This is a genomic window from Sphingomonas sp., assembly GCF_023266535.1.
Classification (GTDB): Bacteria; Pseudomonadota; Alphaproteobacteria; order Sphingomonadales; family Sphingomonadaceae; genus Sphingomicrobium.
This window is the reverse complement of sequence record NZ_JAHFPY010000071.1, coordinates 1-14,144: the sequence shown is the minus strand read 5'-3', so window position 1 is coordinate 14,144 and position 14,144 is coordinate 1. Positions and strand designations below refer to the sequence as shown.

The 14,144-nt window shown below is 63.8% G+C and carries 14 protein-coding genes; 7 read left to right on the top strand and 7 right to left on the bottom strand.

What is annotated here, in order from left to right; genetic code table 11:
* The 4 genes from Q0C64_RS10995 to Q0C64_RS10980 form a co-directional block, all read right to left on the bottom strand.
* Positions 1–1,419, bottom strand: a 1,419-nt coding sequence (locus Q0C64_RS10995; protein WP_294123739.1) for a class I tRNA ligase family protein, incomplete at its 3' end; no start/stop codon positions are given.
* Positions 1,420–1,465: 46 nt separating this feature from the next.
* The gene (locus Q0C64_RS10990) at positions 1,466–2,518 is read right to left on the bottom strand and encodes a glycerophosphodiester phosphodiesterase family protein (protein WP_294123737.1); all 1,053 of its coding nucleotides are present in this window, start codon (positions 2,516–2,518) and stop codon (positions 1,466–1,468) included.
* Positions 2,515–3,435, bottom strand: a complete 921-nt coding sequence (locus tag Q0C64_RS10985; RefSeq protein ID WP_294123735.1) for a bifunctional riboflavin kinase/FAD synthetase — start codon at positions 3,433–3,435, stop codon at positions 2,515–2,517. Before Q0C64_RS10985 ends, Q0C64_RS10990 begins: the two co-directional genes overlap by 4 nt.
* Positions 3,432–4,673, bottom strand: a complete 1,242-nt coding sequence (locus Q0C64_RS10980) for a dipeptidase (RefSeq protein WP_294123733.1) — start codon at positions 4,671–4,673, stop codon at positions 3,432–3,434. The genes Q0C64_RS10985 and Q0C64_RS10980 overlap by 4 nt, the downstream gene beginning before the upstream one ends.
* Positions 4,674–4,872: 199 nt before the next feature.
* Between Q0C64_RS10980 and rpsM the strand changes: the two genes are divergently transcribed.
* From rpsM to Q0C64_RS10955, 5 genes are all read left to right on the top strand, one after another.
* Entirely contained in the window at positions 4,873–5,241 is a 369-nt protein-coding gene (rpsM, locus tag Q0C64_RS10975) for a 30S ribosomal protein S13 (protein WP_294123732.1), read from the top strand.
* A gap of 46 nt (positions 5,242–5,287) precedes the next feature.
* A complete protein-coding gene (gene rpsK, locus Q0C64_RS10970) occupies positions 5,288–5,677 on the top strand; it encodes a 30S ribosomal protein S11 (protein WP_166202296.1) in 390 nt (129 codons plus the stop codon).
* Positions 5,678–5,773: 96 nt separating this feature from the next.
* Positions 5,774–6,853, top strand: a complete 1,080-nt coding sequence (locus Q0C64_RS10965) for a DNA-directed RNA polymerase subunit alpha (protein WP_294123724.1) — start codon at positions 5,774–5,776, stop codon at positions 6,851–6,853.
* Between the two features lie 109 nt (positions 6,854–6,962).
* Positions 6,963–7,379, top strand: coding sequence for a 50S ribosomal protein L17 (gene rplQ, locus Q0C64_RS10960; protein WP_294123722.1), 417 nt, complete (start codon positions 6,963–6,965; stop codon positions 7,377–7,379).
* Between the two features lie 78 nt (positions 7,380–7,457).
* On the top strand, positions 7,458–9,638 hold the full coding sequence (locus tag Q0C64_RS10955) for a prolyl oligopeptidase family serine peptidase (protein ID WP_294123718.1): 2,181 nt from the start codon (positions 7,458–7,460) through the stop codon (positions 9,636–9,638).
* A 12-nt stretch (positions 9,639–9,650) separates the two neighbouring features.
* Here Q0C64_RS10955 and Q0C64_RS10950 read toward each other — a convergent pair whose 3' ends face one another.
* Both Q0C64_RS10950 and Q0C64_RS10945 read right to left on the bottom strand, forming a co-directional pair.
* Complete coding sequence (locus Q0C64_RS10950; protein WP_294123717.1) at positions 9,651–10,277, bottom strand: response regulator transcription factor; 627 nt, start codon at positions 10,275–10,277, stop codon at positions 9,651–9,653.
* Positions 10,274–11,851 carry a histidine kinase gene (locus Q0C64_RS10945; RefSeq protein WP_294123716.1) on the bottom strand — a complete coding sequence of 526 codons (1,578 nt, stop codon included), beginning with the start codon at positions 11,849–11,851 and terminating at the stop codon, positions 10,274–10,276. The genes Q0C64_RS10950 and Q0C64_RS10945 overlap by 4 nt, the downstream gene beginning before the upstream one ends.
* Positions 11,852–12,153: 302 nt before the next feature.
* Here Q0C64_RS10945 and Q0C64_RS10940 point away from each other — a divergent pair, with 302 nt between their 5' ends.
* Positions 12,154–12,681, top strand: coding sequence for a hypothetical protein (locus tag Q0C64_RS10940; RefSeq protein WP_294123714.1), 528 nt, complete (start codon positions 12,154–12,156; stop codon positions 12,679–12,681).
* Positions 12,682–12,938: 257 nt separating this feature from the next.
* On the top strand, positions 12,939–13,553 hold the full coding sequence (locus Q0C64_RS10935) for a hypothetical protein (protein WP_294123712.1): 615 nt from the start codon (positions 12,939–12,941) through the stop codon (positions 13,551–13,553).
* A 111-nt stretch (positions 13,554–13,664) separates the two neighbouring features.
* Here the strand turns inward: Q0C64_RS10935 and Q0C64_RS10930 are convergent.
* Positions 13,665–14,144, bottom strand: a 480-nt coding sequence (locus Q0C64_RS10930; RefSeq protein WP_294123710.1) for an SRPBCC family protein, incomplete at its 5' end; no start/stop codon positions are given.

Here is a 14,144-nt window from a genome sequence, read left to right as displayed (position 1 = left end):
GCGGTAGATGACTTTGGCCTTGGACCGCCAGCTGTGCGGATAGCTGTGGACATAGTCGGCCGAGGCGGCGAGCAGCGCGCCGGCCTCGCGCAGATCATTGTTGATCGGGCCGTCCGGTGCGTTGAACTTGGGGTTGATGACCGACATGCGCCGCTCGTCATTGCCGCCGAGCCAGGGCCAGTCGTCGCGGTAGCGGCCGTCAGCCTCGACCGCGAACACCGGATCGATGCCGTTGGCCTTGCACAGCTCAAAGTCATCCTCGCCATGGTCGGGCGACATGTGGACCAGGCCGGTGCCGCTGTCGGTGGTGACGAAGTCGCCGGGCAGGAAGGGGCGGGGCTTGGCAAAGAAGCCGCCGAGCTTGTGCATCGGATGGCGCGCGATGGTGCCGGCTAGGCCGGAGCCTTTGAAAGTCGCGCGCTTCTCAAGTTCCAAGCTCAATTCGATCTCTGTGCCAGCAGATTTGACCGCCGCCTCAAGACGCTTTTGAACCTGGGGCACCAATTCCTTGGCTAGCAGGAGGCTCGATTTGCCAGTCAGCCAAGGCTGCTCGGCAACGACGTCCGCATAGGCTGCTGCTGCAGCTTCGTCAGAGCCGTCGGGGCTGCCTACGCCCCAAGTGTAGATGCCGTACTCAACGTCCGGGTTGTACGCGATCGCCTGGTTAACCGGGATGGTCCACGGCGTGGTCGTCCACACCACCGCATGGGCACCGACAAGTTCAGGGATCGGGCTTTCGACGATTTCGAACGCCACGTCGATCTGGGTCGAGGTGATGTCCTCATACTCGATCTCGGCTTCGGCCAGTGCGGTCTTTTCGACCGGGGACCACATCACCGGCTTGGCGCCGCGATAAAGCTGGCCGCTTGTCGCGAACTTGTAGAGCTCGGAGACGATCGTCCCCTCCGCTTCGAAGTTCATGGTAAGGTAGGGCTTGTCCCAATGGCCGCCGATGCCGAGCCGCTTCAGTTGCTCGCGCTGCACATCGACCCAATGCTGGGCATAGGCGCGGCACTCGGCCCGGAACTCCTTGACCGGCACCTCGTCCTTGTTGAGCTTCTTCTTGCGATACTGCTCCTCGACCTTCCACTCGATCGGCAGGCCGTGGCAGTCCCAGCCGGGCACATAGGGCGCGTCCTTGCCCAGCAACGTCTGGGTGCGAACCACCATGTCCTTCAATATATGGTTGAGCGCATGGCCGATGTGCATGTCGCCATTGGCGTAGGGCGGGCCGTCGTGAAGGATGAATTTCTCGCGGCCCGCGCGGCTCTTGCGGACCTGTTGATAGATGTCGCCCGCCATCCATTTGGCGAGGATCGTCGGCTCCTTCTGCGGCAGGCCGGCCTTCATCGGAAAGTCGGTCTTGGGCAGGAAGACGGTCGAACGGTAATCGGGTTTGTTATCAGGCGCGTCGGACATTGCGGCGGGCCTTAGCGGGCCATGCGCCAGATGCAAACCCGGAGGATTACTTCATCCGCGCCCGGCGCCGCTTCAGCCCTTCCTCGGCGGCATCGATTTGCGCCTGGTTGCGATAGTCGCGGCTCGGACGAAAGGCCGGGCCGACCGTCCAGATATCCTCCACCCAGATGTAGCCGGTAAAGGTCGAAGGGATCTGGCCAAGCTGTTCCGGGAGCGACAGTCCGGTGCCGCTTTCGCCCTCGCCATAGGGGCCGATGACCACCACCCTGGCGCCGGCCTTGTTCATCCGCTGGAGCAGCCGGTTGGGCCAGCCCCAATAGGCCCATTGCCGGTTCAGCGGCACCATGATCGTTCCGTTCTTGCAGCTTTCGGGGACGAAGCTGGTCCAGCCGGTCAGCAGATAATCCTTGGTGCAAGCCTTGGCACCTTCCTTGGTCCAGGCCCAGGCGGTTGGATAGATTTGGCGGATGCGGTCGACCGGGCCGGGCGCGCCGTAAAAGCCGTCGCCATGCGCCTTGACGTCGCGTCCCGCGGCCTTGAGCGCCGCGGCAAGCAGGTCAGCCTCGGCCGCGTCCTTGCTCTTGAAATTGAACAGGATCGCGGCTCTCGGGAGGGTAGCAAGCACCTCTTCCAGACCGGGGATATGGTCCTTGTGCAGCCCCCTTAGCGGAAAGGTCCTGCCGCCGTCGGCGGTGTAACCATAGCCAGGGTAAAGCGCCTGTAACTCGGCCAGGGTCCTGGAACGGGTCTCGCCCTTGCCCTCGGTCCGGCAATCGACCGTCCAGTCGTGGAAAACGGCGATCTTGCCATCGGCGGTCGGAGCAATGTCCAGCTCCACCATGTCGGCGCCCATTTCAGCCGCCTTTTGCGCCGAACGCGAGGTGTTTTCTAAATAGTTATGGACCGGCGGTTCGATCCTGGTTGCCGTGCAGCTGTCGTTGTCCACACCTTTTCGGCTGAACTGCTGGGCGACGCCGCGATGAGCGATCAGCTTGATCGCGCCGACCGGCTTGGAGGCCAGCCAACTGGCATTGACGAAGGGCAGACCCAAGAACGCGACTGCCAGAACCAGGGCCAACCGGCCCAGCCAAAACTTCATATAAGCAACTCTCGGGCTTGGGCGGCATCGCGGCCGATCTGGGCGATCAGTTCGTCGTTGGTGGCGAACTTGGCCTCGGGCCGCAGGTAATGGTGGAGCGCGACCTCGACCGGCTGGCCGTAAAGATCCCCGTCGAAATCGAACAGATGCGCCTCGAGCAGCTCGTCGGGCTCGAACATCGGTCGGTGGCCGAGATTGGCGACGCCGTCATATTCGCTGTCGTCGGGCAGGCGGACGCGGACCGCGTAAATGCCATAGGCGGGGCGCAAATAGGGGCCGAGCTTCATATTGGCGGTCGGCCAGCCGAAGTCGCGGCCGCGTTTGTCGCCGTGAATGACTTCGGCGCGAATGGCGAAGGGGCGGGTCAGCTGTTGGGTAGCGACATGGGGATCGCCGGCCTGCAGCGCCTCCCGAATCCGGCCGGAGGAGATGCGCGTGCCGTCGAGCAGCACGGCGCCGACCGTTTCGGCGATAATGCCGTGCTCCGCGCCGAGATCGCGCAGCACGTCGACATTGCCGCCGCGGCCCTTGCCGAAGGTGAAGTCCTCGCCGGTGACGACGCCGGCCGCGCCGAGATGCTCGCCGAGCAGCTTCACCACGAAATCCTCGGCGGTCGTGCTGGCCAGTTCGGCGCCGAACCTGAACACGAGCATGGCATCCGCCCCGGCATGGGCGAACATCTCCTCGCGCTGGTCGAGCGTGGTCAGCCGGAACGGCGGCGTATCGGGCCTGAAGTGGCGCACGGGATGGGGATCGAAGGTGGCGACGATCACCGGCCGCCGCTCGTGCGCTCCGCGCTGCACCGCGCGGCCGACCACCGCCTGGTGGCCCAGATGGAAGCCGTCGAAATTGCCGAGAGCGATGATCGCGCCGCGAAGGTCTTCGGGGATCGGCTGGTCGTGGAACAGGCGCTTCATCGCGCGGCCCTTGGCACAAGGGCGGGCATCGGCACCAGTCCGGCGCGGATCACGCGCAGGGCATTGCCGCCCATCACTGCGCGGATCTCGTCCGGGGTGAAGCCCTCGTCGAGCAGGGCCTGGGTGACCTGGTCGAGGTGGGCGACGTCGAAGCGGGTAGTAGTCGAGCCGTCGAAATCGCTGCCGAGCGCGACATGGCTGATCCCGACCAGGTCGCGGACGTAACGCATCGCCCTGGCGATCGAGTGCGGCGAAATGTCGCACACCGCCGCGTCCCAATAGCCGATGCCGATCACGCCGCCAGTCCGGGCGACACCGCGGATTTCCTCGTCCGTGAGGTTGCGGTTGTTGTTGCAGGTCGCCTTGACCCCGCCATGGCTGGAGACGACCGGGCGGCGGGCCATGGCGAGAATGTCGGCGACGCAGGCGTGGCTGCAGTGGGCGACGTCGACGATCATCCCCTTGGCTTCCATCGCCCGGACGATCTGCCGGCCGAAGGGGGTGAGGCCGGCCTTGGACTCGCCGTGCATCGACCCGGCCAGCTGGTTGTCGAAGAAATGGGTCAGGCCCGCCATGCGGAAACCCGCCGCATAGAGCTTGTCGAGATTCCCGGACTTGCCCTCGAGGTCGTGGAGGCCTTCGATCGAGAGCATGGCGCCGACCGGGACAGGTCCTCGAACGGGGGTCGCATAGGGGGTTTTCAGAACGGGGCGCTTGGTTTCATCGAGGCGCTCGACCAATAATCTGTCGAGACCTGACTTGTCGGTGATCTTGATAAGACTCCCGTCCGAGCCGGCGACCGCCCGGCCGAGCTTGCGGGCCTGGAACAGCGAGCGCTGGAGCAGTGAGTCCCAAGTGCGCACCGGTTGAGCCTGGGCAATCGCCAGCAGGGTTATGTCGTCGGTCGCGTCGGCGCTGTTACGGTCGTAGTTGAGCCCCTTGGGCGACTTGGTGACCGACGAAAAAACCTGCAACGCGACATTGCCCTGTTCGAGCCGCGGCAGATCGACGTGGCCGCGGTCGGCCCGGGTCAGCAGGCTGCGCTTCCACAAGAGCGTGTCGGCATGGAGGTCAACGATCGTCAGGCTGGCGTGGAGTTTGCGTGCCTGTTCGCTGACCGGGATCAGCGGCTTGCCGTCGACATGGTTCTGGCCCCGCTCGACATAGCCAGGCAGGACCACGACCGCCGCGGCGACCAAAATGACGACAAAAACTAGTGCCCACCCCAGCTTGCGCATGGCCAACCGGTAGCGTCATTCACTTGCAAGTCCAGACGCTTGACTCTGCGCTGGCCCAATCCTACATGCGCGCTATCCCGTTTCACCGGTAGACCGGCGGCGCATTCGTGCGCGCGCCGTTTTTCCGTTTGATGGGATTAACGCTTTGAGATGGGGCGGTCGGGTGCCCGCCGCCCTGTGGAGCTAGGAGAAGTATTACATGGCACGTATCGCCGGCGTTAACCTGCCGACCAACAAGCGCGTTGTGATCGCGCTGCAATATATCCACGGCATTGGCCAGGCCAAAGCCAAGGAAATCACCGACAAGCTGTCGATTGCGCCGGAGCGCCGCGTCCAGGACCTGACCGACCAGGAAGTGCTGCACATCCGCGAGGCGATCGACGCCGATTACACCGTCGAGGGCGACCTTCGCCGCGAGACGGCGATGAACATCAAGCGGTTGATGGACCTCGCCTGCTATCGCGGCCTGCGTCATCGCAAGGGCCTGCCGGTCCGCGGCCAGCGCACGCATACCAATGCGCGCACCCGCAAGGGCAAGGCCAAGCCGATCGCCGGCAAGAAGAAGTAAGCCCAAGGGCTGCTTCTCCTCGACTTAGAGAAATTAGGGATTTCCAATGGCTCAAGCACCTCAGCGCCTCCGCCGTCGCGAGCGCAAGAACATCACCGCCGGCGTCGCGCATGTGAACGCCAGCTTCAACAACACCATGATCACCATCACCGACGCGCAGGGCAATGCAATCGCCTGGTCGAGCGCCGGCATGATGGGCTTCAAGGGCAGCCGCAAGTCGACGCCGTACGCGGCGCAGGTCGCGGCTGAAGACGCCGGCCGCAAGGCCGCCGAACATGGCGTCCGCACCCTCGAGGTCGAGGTCAAGGGTCCGGGTTCGGGCCGCGAGAGCGCGCTTCGTGCGCTGCAGGCGGTCGGCTTCCAGATCACCTCGATCCGCGACGTCACGCCGATCCCGCACAACGGGGTACGGCCGTCGAAGCGGCGGAGAGTCTAAGCTCTTCGCTGGGTTCCTGCGTTCGCGGGAATGACGAATTAGGTTTTAAATCCGGAGCTTAGCGGGACGCCGCGGCTCCACTGCCAAGGAAGTAACATGGCCGTCAACGCAAAGAACTGGCAGGAACTCAAGAAGCCGAACGCGCTGGAGCGCAAGCCGGGTACCGACGTGCGCCGCAAGGCCGCGTTCGTCGCCGAGCCGCTGGAGCGCGGCTTCGGCATGACCCTCGGCAACTCGCTGCGCCGGGTGCTGCTGTCGTCGCTGCAGGGTGCAGCGGTGACCTCGATCAAGATCGAGGGCGTGCTGCATGAGTTCTCGAGCCTCGCGGGAGTCCGCGAGGACGTCACCGACATCATCCTCAACGTGAAGCAGATCGCGCTGAAGATGGAAGGCGAGGGCCCGAAGCGGCTCCAGCTGTCGGCCACTGGCCCGGGCGAAGTCACCGCCGGCCAGATCGCCACCACCGGCGACATCGAGATCACCAACCCTGACCTGGTGCTGTGCCACCTCGACGACGGCGCGACGCTCAACATGGAGCTGACCGCCGACATCGGTAAGGGCTATGTCCCGGCCGCGGCCAACCGTCCGGCCGACGCCGCGATCGGCCTGATCCCGGTCGATGCGCTGTACAGCCCGGTCCGCCAGGTCGCCTACAAGGTCGAGAACACCCGCGTCGGCCAGGAGCTCGACTACGACAAGCTGACGCTGACCATCGAGACCGATGGCACCGTCACCCCGGAGGACGCGCTCGGCTATTCGGCCCGCATCCTGCAGGACCAGCTGCAGCTGTTCGTCCACTTCGACGAGAGCCAGATCCGCGCCGTTCCGACCGCGGCGATGGCCGGCGTCCCCGGCATGGGCGGCGCTCCGGTCGAAGGCACGGCCGCCGACACCAACCAGCTCAACCGGTACCTCCTCAAGAAGGTCGACGAGCTGGAGCTGTCGGTCCGCTCGGCCAACTGCCTCAAGAACGACAACATCATCTACATCGGCGACCTCGTCCAGAAGACCGAGGCCGAGATGCTCCGCACGCCGAACTTCGGCCGCAAGAGCCTCAACGAGATCAAGGAAGTCCTTGCCTCGATGGGCCTGCGCCTCGGCATGGACATCCCCGGCTGGCCGCCGGAGAACATCGAGGAAATGGCCAAGAAGCTCGAACAGGAACTTCTGGGCTAACGACCAATGCCCCGGCGTCGGCCGGGGCGACGGTGAAGCGCAGCGACCGTGACTGCTGCCAGGATTGGGGTGCCTGATACGGCCCCTCTACGAACGAAGGAAAAGAACAATGCGTCATCGCGTCGGTCATCGTAAGCTGCAGCGCACTTCGGCCCACCGCGCAGCCATGTTCCGCAACATGGCGGCCGCTCTCATCAAGCATGAGCAGATCACCACCACGACCGCCAAGGCGAAGGAGCTTCGCCCATACGTCGAGAAGCTGGTCACGCTGGCCAAGAAGGGCGGCCTCAGCAACCGCCGTCTGGCCTATGCCCGGCTGATGGATGACACGCAGCTGGTGAAGCTGTTCGACGTCATCGGCCCGCGCTACGCCGACCGTAACGGTGGCTACACTCGCGTCATCAAGGCTGGCATCCGCGCGTCGGACGCCTCGCCGATCGCAATCATTGAATTCATCGATCGCGACACCTCGGCCAAGGGCCAGGACTCGGGTCCGGTGATGATCGAGGACGAGGTCGAAGCCTAACGTTTCGAACCGCTTGTAATCAGAAGGGCGTCGGCTAGCTTGCCGGCGCCTTTCTTTTTGCCCTCGGGGGATGTCCACATGCGCCGGATCCTGTTGCTTGCCTTCCTGTCGACTACTGCCTGTGTCAGTGCTCCGGCACCGCCGCCTCCTGCGGTGGCTGCCGCCGAGCCGGCGCCGTCGCCCGCACCAACGCTGGTCGTGCAAGGCCTCCGCTATCCGCCGGCGCGCCGCGTCGACCTCACCGAGGATCATTTCGGAACCTCGGTGGCCGATCCCTATCGCTGGCTCGAAAATGACGTCCGCAACGATCCCGAGGTGCGGACCTGGGTGACCGCCGAAAATGAGGTGACCGACGAATTCCTCGCCACGCTGCCGCTCCGCCCCGCGTTCAAGCAGCGGATGACCCAGCTCTACGATTATGAGCGATACGCCCTGCCGGTGAAGAAGGAGGGTCTTTATTTCTACACCCACAACACGGGCCTGCAGAACCAGTCGGTCCTATTCGTACGCAGCGGGCTGAATGGCGAACCAAGGCAGCTGATCGATCCCAACACCTGGTCGGCCGACGGTGCGACGGCACTGGCCGAATGGACGCCGAGCGAGGACGGCAAGCTGCTGGCTTATTCGATCCAGGACGGCGGCACCGACTGGCGCACCGTCAAGGTGATGGACACCGCCACCGGCAAAATCCTGGCCGACGAACTCAAGTGGCTGAAATATGCCGGCGGCGTCAGCTGGGCCAAGGATGGCAAGGGCTTTTATTACTCGCGCTATCCCGAGCCCGCCGCCGGTGCGACCTTCCAGGACGCGACGCTCAACCAGCGGGTCTACTTCCACAGGCTGGGGACAGCGCAGGCGGCAGATAAGGTCGTCTATGCGACGCCCGACAATCCCAAGCTCAGCCATGGTGCGTTCGTGACGGAGGACGGCCGCTGGCTGGTGGTGACTACCTCCGAAGCGGGCGACGAGAATGACGTCCATGTGGTTGACCTGAAGCGGCCGGGCTCCCCGCCGATCGCCATGTTCACCGGCCTCAAGAACCAATGGAACTATATCGGCAACGAGGGCAGCCGCTTCTTCTTTTCGACCGACCAGGATGCGCCGCTGAAGCGGGTCGTGGCGGCGGATGCGATCAGGCGGATCGCCCCGGTCACTGTCATCCCCGAGGCCAAGTCGGCGCTGGACGATGTCGACCTGGTCGGCGGCAAGCTGATCGCCGCCTACCTGGTCGATGCCAAGTCGGAAGTGCGGACCTTTGACCTGACCGGCAAGCAGCTGTCGACGATCGCGCTGCCCGGCATCGGCACGGTCGCCGGATTCGGCGGCAAGGACAAAGACCCCGAGACCTTCTTCTCCTTCGCCAGCTACAACCGGCCAACGACCATCTATCGCTATGACGCATCGACCGGGCGGGCGAGCGAATGGGCGGTGCCCAAGCTGACCTTCGATCCCGACAGCATCTCGGTCGAGCAGCGCTTCTATCCGTCGAAGGACGGCACTCGGGTGCCGATGTTCATCGTCCGCAAGAAAGGCTCGACCGGGCCGGCGCCGACGATGCTGTACGGATATGGCGGGTTCAACATCGCGCTGACGCCCGGCTTCAGCCCGATGACCATCGCCTGGATCGAGCAGGGCGGCACCTATGTGGTGGCCAACCTTCGCGGCGGTTCGGAATATGGCAATGCCTGGCACGATGCGGGCCGGCTGCAGAACAAGCAGAATGTGTTCGACGATTTCATCGCCGCTGGCGAATATCTGAAGGCAGAAGGCATCGCCGCCCCGAAAGGGCTGTCGGCGATCGGGCGGTCGAACGGCGGCCTGCTGGTCGGTGCGGTGACCAACCAGCGCCCCGACCTGTTTGACGCGGTCGCGCCGGGCGTCGGCGTGATGGACATGCTGCGCTTCGATAAATTCACCGCCGGCCGCTACTGGGTCGATGACTATGGCCATCCCGACAAGGAGCAGGATTTCAGAACGCAGCTATCCTATTCGCCCTATCACAACATCAAGGGCGGCAAGGATTACCCGCCGCTGATCGCGGTCACCGCCGACACCGACGACCGCGTCGTTCCCGGTCACAGCTTCAAATATATCGCCAGGCTGCAGGCCGAGCCGGACACCGGCACGGCGCCGCACCTGATCCGGATCGACGTCCGGTCAGGCCATGGCAGCGGCAAGCCGGTTACCAAGATCATCGAGGAATATTCGGACGTTTACGCCTTCCTCGGCCATTTCACGGGGATGGAAGGCGCGAAGTAGGCTGCCGGACGCCTAGGGAACGGCGAGGAATTCCCCGGCGCGGATAGCGAGCTCGGTGCGGCTGCTGACGCCGAGTTTTTCGAACACCGCGTGGAGATAAGCTTTGACCGTGCCCTCGGTAACGCCGAGCTGTTCGGCGATCTCCCGGTTGCGGAGGCCCCGCCGGACGAAGTCGACCAGTTGGCGCTCGCGTGGGGCGAGGCCCCGATGCGCGCTGCGCTTGCCGGCCTTGGCCAGCTCGCCGGCGCGTTCGATCAGCTCCGGGTCGATCCAGGTTCGGCCGAGCCGGACAGTGTCGAGGCAATCGAGCAGATAGGACGGGTCCGAATTCTTCAGCACCATGCCGTGGACCTTTAGCGCCTTGGCTTCGAGCAGGGTGTGATCATCGATCGCGGCGGTCAGCAGGATCACCTTGACCGGCTTCTTCTTCGCCCGGATTTGACGCAGCACGTCCATGCCGCTGCCGCCCGGCATTTGCAGGTCGAGCAGCAAAATCTCCGGGTCGAGCCGCTCCAGCTCGGCGAGCGCGGCCTCGCCTGTCCCGGCGATGCCGGCCAGTTCGTAGCTGGTGTCGCGGAGCAGCACTTCCAGCGCGGTGCGGATCATCGGATGATCGTCGGCAAGCAGCACCCTGGTCATGCCAGTCCCTCGCCGATCGGAAGCGAAATCGACAATTTCGTAACCCCCATTCCCCGCGCCATGTCGATCATGCCGCCAGCCTGCTGCACCCTTTCACCGAGCGAGGTCGGCATCTCGATCCGTCCGCCGCGCGTGGGGAAGGCGGCGCCGTCGTTGACCACCGTCAGCCGAAGCTCATTCGGCGCGGCGTTCAGTTCGATGTCAATCGACTTGGCCTGGGCGTGGCGGACGGCATTGGCGACCGCCTCGCGCATCAGCTGGTGCGTATCGAGCCGAAGCCGGGTCGGGATCATCAAGTCGGCCGATCGAGCCGAGAAATTGCAGGCGACGTCCCATTGACGGGTCAGCCGCTCGGCCAGCGTTTTCAGCTCGGCGGCAAGGTCGTTGAGCGCCACCAACGGACCGCTGCGCAATGCCTTGATGAAGTTACGGAGCTCGCGCTGTTCCTGCATCATCAGCTGCTTCAGCTCGTCGAGCTGCGGCTCGATATCGCGGCCAGCCCCAGTCGTCCGCTTCATCGCCTCGAGCCGGAAGGCGGCGCCGGCAATGAACTGCACCACGCTGTCGTGAAGGTCACGGGCGAGGGTCAGGCGCGAACGAGCTTCGGCGCTGTCTTCGGCCGCCTTCAACAGAGCGTGGCGCTGGATATGGACGGACACGTCGGCCGCGACCTGCTGGCCGATGTCGATGTGGTCGGTCGACAGATTGGCAATGCGTTCGAGGAATAGCGCTCCTTCGCCGCGGTCGGACTGGACCGGAATCGCCAACCCCTCGGCCAGATGCAATTCGGCCATCGTCCGGCTGGGGATCCTGTCGCGCGGCGTGATTCGCTCAAGGTTGCGTTCGGCGTCGCGGCTGAGGCCGCGGTTCCTGGCCAAGTCGTAGAGGAAGGGACTTGTCGCCCACTGTTCGGCGATACCATCCGACGGCAGCTTCACCATGCCGACGCTGCCGTCGGTGATGGCGAGGCCGTGCAATTCGTCACGACCGGGCTCGCGCCAGATGAAGGCGCCGTGCTTGGCCCCGACGCCGGCCATGGCAGCGCGGAGGCCGTTCTCCAGCGGCGATTCCTCAATTTTAGGACGAGACAGCAATTCCTCGTCCGGCAGATAATAGGCCGTGCGCCATTGGTTGGCGCCGAACCAGATCAGGATCAGCGAGATGATCACCAGATGGCCGGCGCGGACGATGAAGCGCTGCAGCTCAAACACCTGGTCGGTGCTGACCACCAGCATGCCGACGATTAGATAGAGCAGGGCGAGCAGGATCGCGGTTGCGGCGGTCAGGTTCCAGCCCCAGCGGATCGCCGCCGACAGCAGCAGGAAGATGAAGAAAGTGAAGAACGGGCTGGTGAAGCCCTCGGTCAGCAGGACCAGCGCGGCGAACAAGATGATGTCGACGGCGTGGGCCGGGCCCGCAAGCTTGGCGTCGAGCCACCAATCGCGCCAGGTCGCGGCGACGATGACGGCGGCAAACACAACATAGCCGCCGAGCAGCGCATAGGTGAGTTCAGGGTAATGGGTCGGCTGGCTGACATCGATCAGGATGGCGGCAAAGAACAGCGTCGCCAGCATCAGGCGACCGAGGGCTATGACCCGCCCAGAAGGATGCCGAAACCCCTTCCCCACGGCTACAGGCATAACTTATCCGCAGCGCCCCGCACAGCGGCATGCGGCCCAAGTGCCTAAGCGAAACAAATTTGAAGCATATTATCCTTCGATAACTACTGGCGCGGGACGGTGATTGTTACACCTTCAATTGTCCGAACCCCGGGGAGCATGGGCCGCCGCCTATGCTCCCCTTTTCTTTTGCATTTTGCTTGCATCCTTTCCGGAGGTGTAACGTTATTCGTAACGGCACATCAAAGGAGGCAGTGATGTCGGCGAAGGTAAAGCTTGTTATCGGAGCGGCCGGATTGGCGACGCTCGTCAGCATGTCGGTCCCGGCTGAAGCCCAATATTATCCTCCGCCGCCGCCTCCCAACCAGGGTGGAATCCTCGGCGCGCTGATTAACAGCTACCAATATGGCCGCTACCCCTACGGCAACTATGGCTACAATCAGTATGGCAACGAACGGTTCGGCGTCGATCGCTGCGCGCGCGCCGTCGAGCAGCGGCTCAACCGCAGCAATTACAATTATTATCAGGGCTATAATTACGACCGCTACCGGCAGTTTGGCCGGGTCGAAGGCATCACGCGGGTCCAGCGCAAAAGTTATGGCCTGAAGGTCAGCGGCGTCGCCAGCTCGGGCTACGGCGGCTACCAGGGCTATGGCCGCAACAATTATGGCACCTATGGCTATGGCGCGGGCGCGGACCTCAGCTTCGAATGCAAGGTCTATCGCAGCGGCCAGATCCGCGACATCTCGATCAAGCGGCGCATTGCTACCTGGCAAGGTTACTAAGGAATTGCCTCGGCGCGCGAGTGAATCGCGCGCCGTCGGTCCTGTCGCGCTGCCGCGCGCAGGCCGTCCGGGCTCGCAATCTCTCCGCCAGCTTGAATTCCATTAGGAATTCCGCGCCAGCGTCGGTTGCTCGCCTTGTTAACCATTATGAACAAACGGGCGAATTGCTATTCAGAGCAGATGCATCCGCCGGTCCTTAAATGCGTTCTTATTCCCGGGAATCCGGGTGGATTGTTGCGTTTCTAAGGAGAAAGCCGATGTCGGCGAAGATCAAACTACTGGCCGGGGCAGCCGGCTTGGCAGCGCTGGTGGGTATCGCAAGCCCGGCAGCAGCCCAGTATCCAGGCTATGGTTACGGATATGGCTATAACAACAATGTGGTCGGCCAGATCGTCGGCCAGATCCTCGGTTATGGCCGCTATCCGTACGGCAACTACGGCTACAACCAATATAACAACCAGAGCGCCGCGATCGACCAGTGCGCCCGCGCCGTCGAGGCCCGCCTGAACGGCTACAATGGCTATTATGGCTACGGCAACATGGGCGGCTACGGCGGTTACAATGGCTATAACGGTTATAACGGCGGCGGTTACAACCGCTACGGCTCCAACGGCTACGGCTACAATAACGGCTATGGCGCCGGCGGCCGTGTCCAGGGCATTACCCGTGTCGATCGGAAGTCCTACGGCCTTCATGTCTACGGTGTCGCCACCTCGGGCTACCAGGGCTACGAAGGCTATGGCCGCCGCGGCTACGGCAGCTATGGCTACAGCAACGGTGCGGACCTGAGCTTTGACTGCAAGGTCAATTACGATGGCCGCATCCGTGACATCGATATCACCCGCCGCACCGCTTACTGGCGCGGCTATTAGGATCCCATCAAAGTGGCACTTTGATGGGGACCCAGTGAAATAAAAATCCCCTTACCGGGGGAACGGGGTGCGCCGGGGTCGAAAGATCCCGGCGCATTTTCGTGATGGCGCTCAGGCTCTGGCGCTCAGGCCCTGGGCATATTCCTCGAGCTGGCCGGCGACCGTGCCCCAGCCGTCGTGGAAGCCCATATCTTCGTGAGCCTTGCGGTCGGCTTCGTTCCGGTGGAGCGAAACAGCCTTGTAGGCGGTCTTGCCATTGCCGGCGTCCTCGAAGGTGACGACTGCGGTCATCGGGAAGCTTTCGCAGCCAACGCCGGCTTCGTTCGGGCGATATCCTGGGCCGAGCGCACTGGTCCAGGCCAGCTTTTTGCCCTTGTCCACTTCGAGCACGCAGCCGGGAACGCCGTGGCCGGTGTCGAAGCCGTCGGGTCCGACCATGCGGATGCGAAACACGCCGCCAGGCTGGAGGTCGAGCTCGCACTCGGTGATTTCGAACGGGCGCGGCGCGAACCAGCGCTTCAGATGCTCGGGGTCGGTATAGGCTTCCCACACCAGATCGATCGGGGCGTCGATCGTGCGCTCCAGCACCAG

Bases quoted from the DNA above. Each gene is read 5' to 3' on its own strand.
- Q0C64_RS10945 (WP_294123716.1), bottom strand. From the start codon at position 11,851: ATGCTGGCGACGCTGTTCTTTGCCGCCATCCTGATCGATGTCAGCCAG.
- Q0C64_RS10950 (WP_294123717.1), bottom strand. From the start codon at position 10,277: ATGACCAGGGTGCTGCTTGCCGACGATCATCCGATGATCCGCACCGCG.
- Q0C64_RS10990 (WP_294123737.1), bottom strand. From the start codon at position 2,518: ATGAAGTTTTGGCTGGGCCGGTTGGCCCTGGTTCTGGCAGTCGCGTTC.
- rpsM (WP_294123732.1), top strand. From the start codon at position 4,873: ATGGCACGTATCGCCGGCGTTAACCTGCCGACCAACAAGCGCGTTGTG.
- Q0C64_RS10980 (WP_294123733.1), bottom strand. From the start codon at position 4,673: ATGCGCAAGCTGGGGTGGGCACTAGTTTTTGTCGTCATTTTGGTCGCC.
- Q0C64_RS10940 (WP_294123714.1), top strand. From the start codon at position 12,154: ATGTCGGCGAAGGTAAAGCTTGTTATCGGAGCGGCCGGATTGGCGACG.
- Q0C64_RS10965 (WP_294123724.1), top strand. From the start codon at position 5,774: ATGGCCGTCAACGCAAAGAACTGGCAGGAACTCAAGAAGCCGAACGCG.
- rplQ (WP_294123722.1), top strand. From the start codon at position 6,963: ATGCGTCATCGCGTCGGTCATCGTAAGCTGCAGCGCACTTCGGCCCAC.
- Q0C64_RS10955 (WP_294123718.1), top strand. From the start codon at position 7,458: ATGCGCCGGATCCTGTTGCTTGCCTTCCTGTCGACTACTGCCTGTGTC.
- rpsK (WP_166202296.1), top strand. From the start codon at position 5,288: ATGGCTCAAGCACCTCAGCGCCTCCGCCGTCGCGAGCGCAAGAACATC.
- Q0C64_RS10935 (WP_294123712.1), top strand. From the start codon at position 12,939: ATGTCGGCGAAGATCAAACTACTGGCCGGGGCAGCCGGCTTGGCAGCG.
- Q0C64_RS10985 (WP_294123735.1), bottom strand. From the start codon at position 3,435: ATGAAGCGCCTGTTCCACGACCAGCCGATCCCCGAAGACCTTCGCGGC.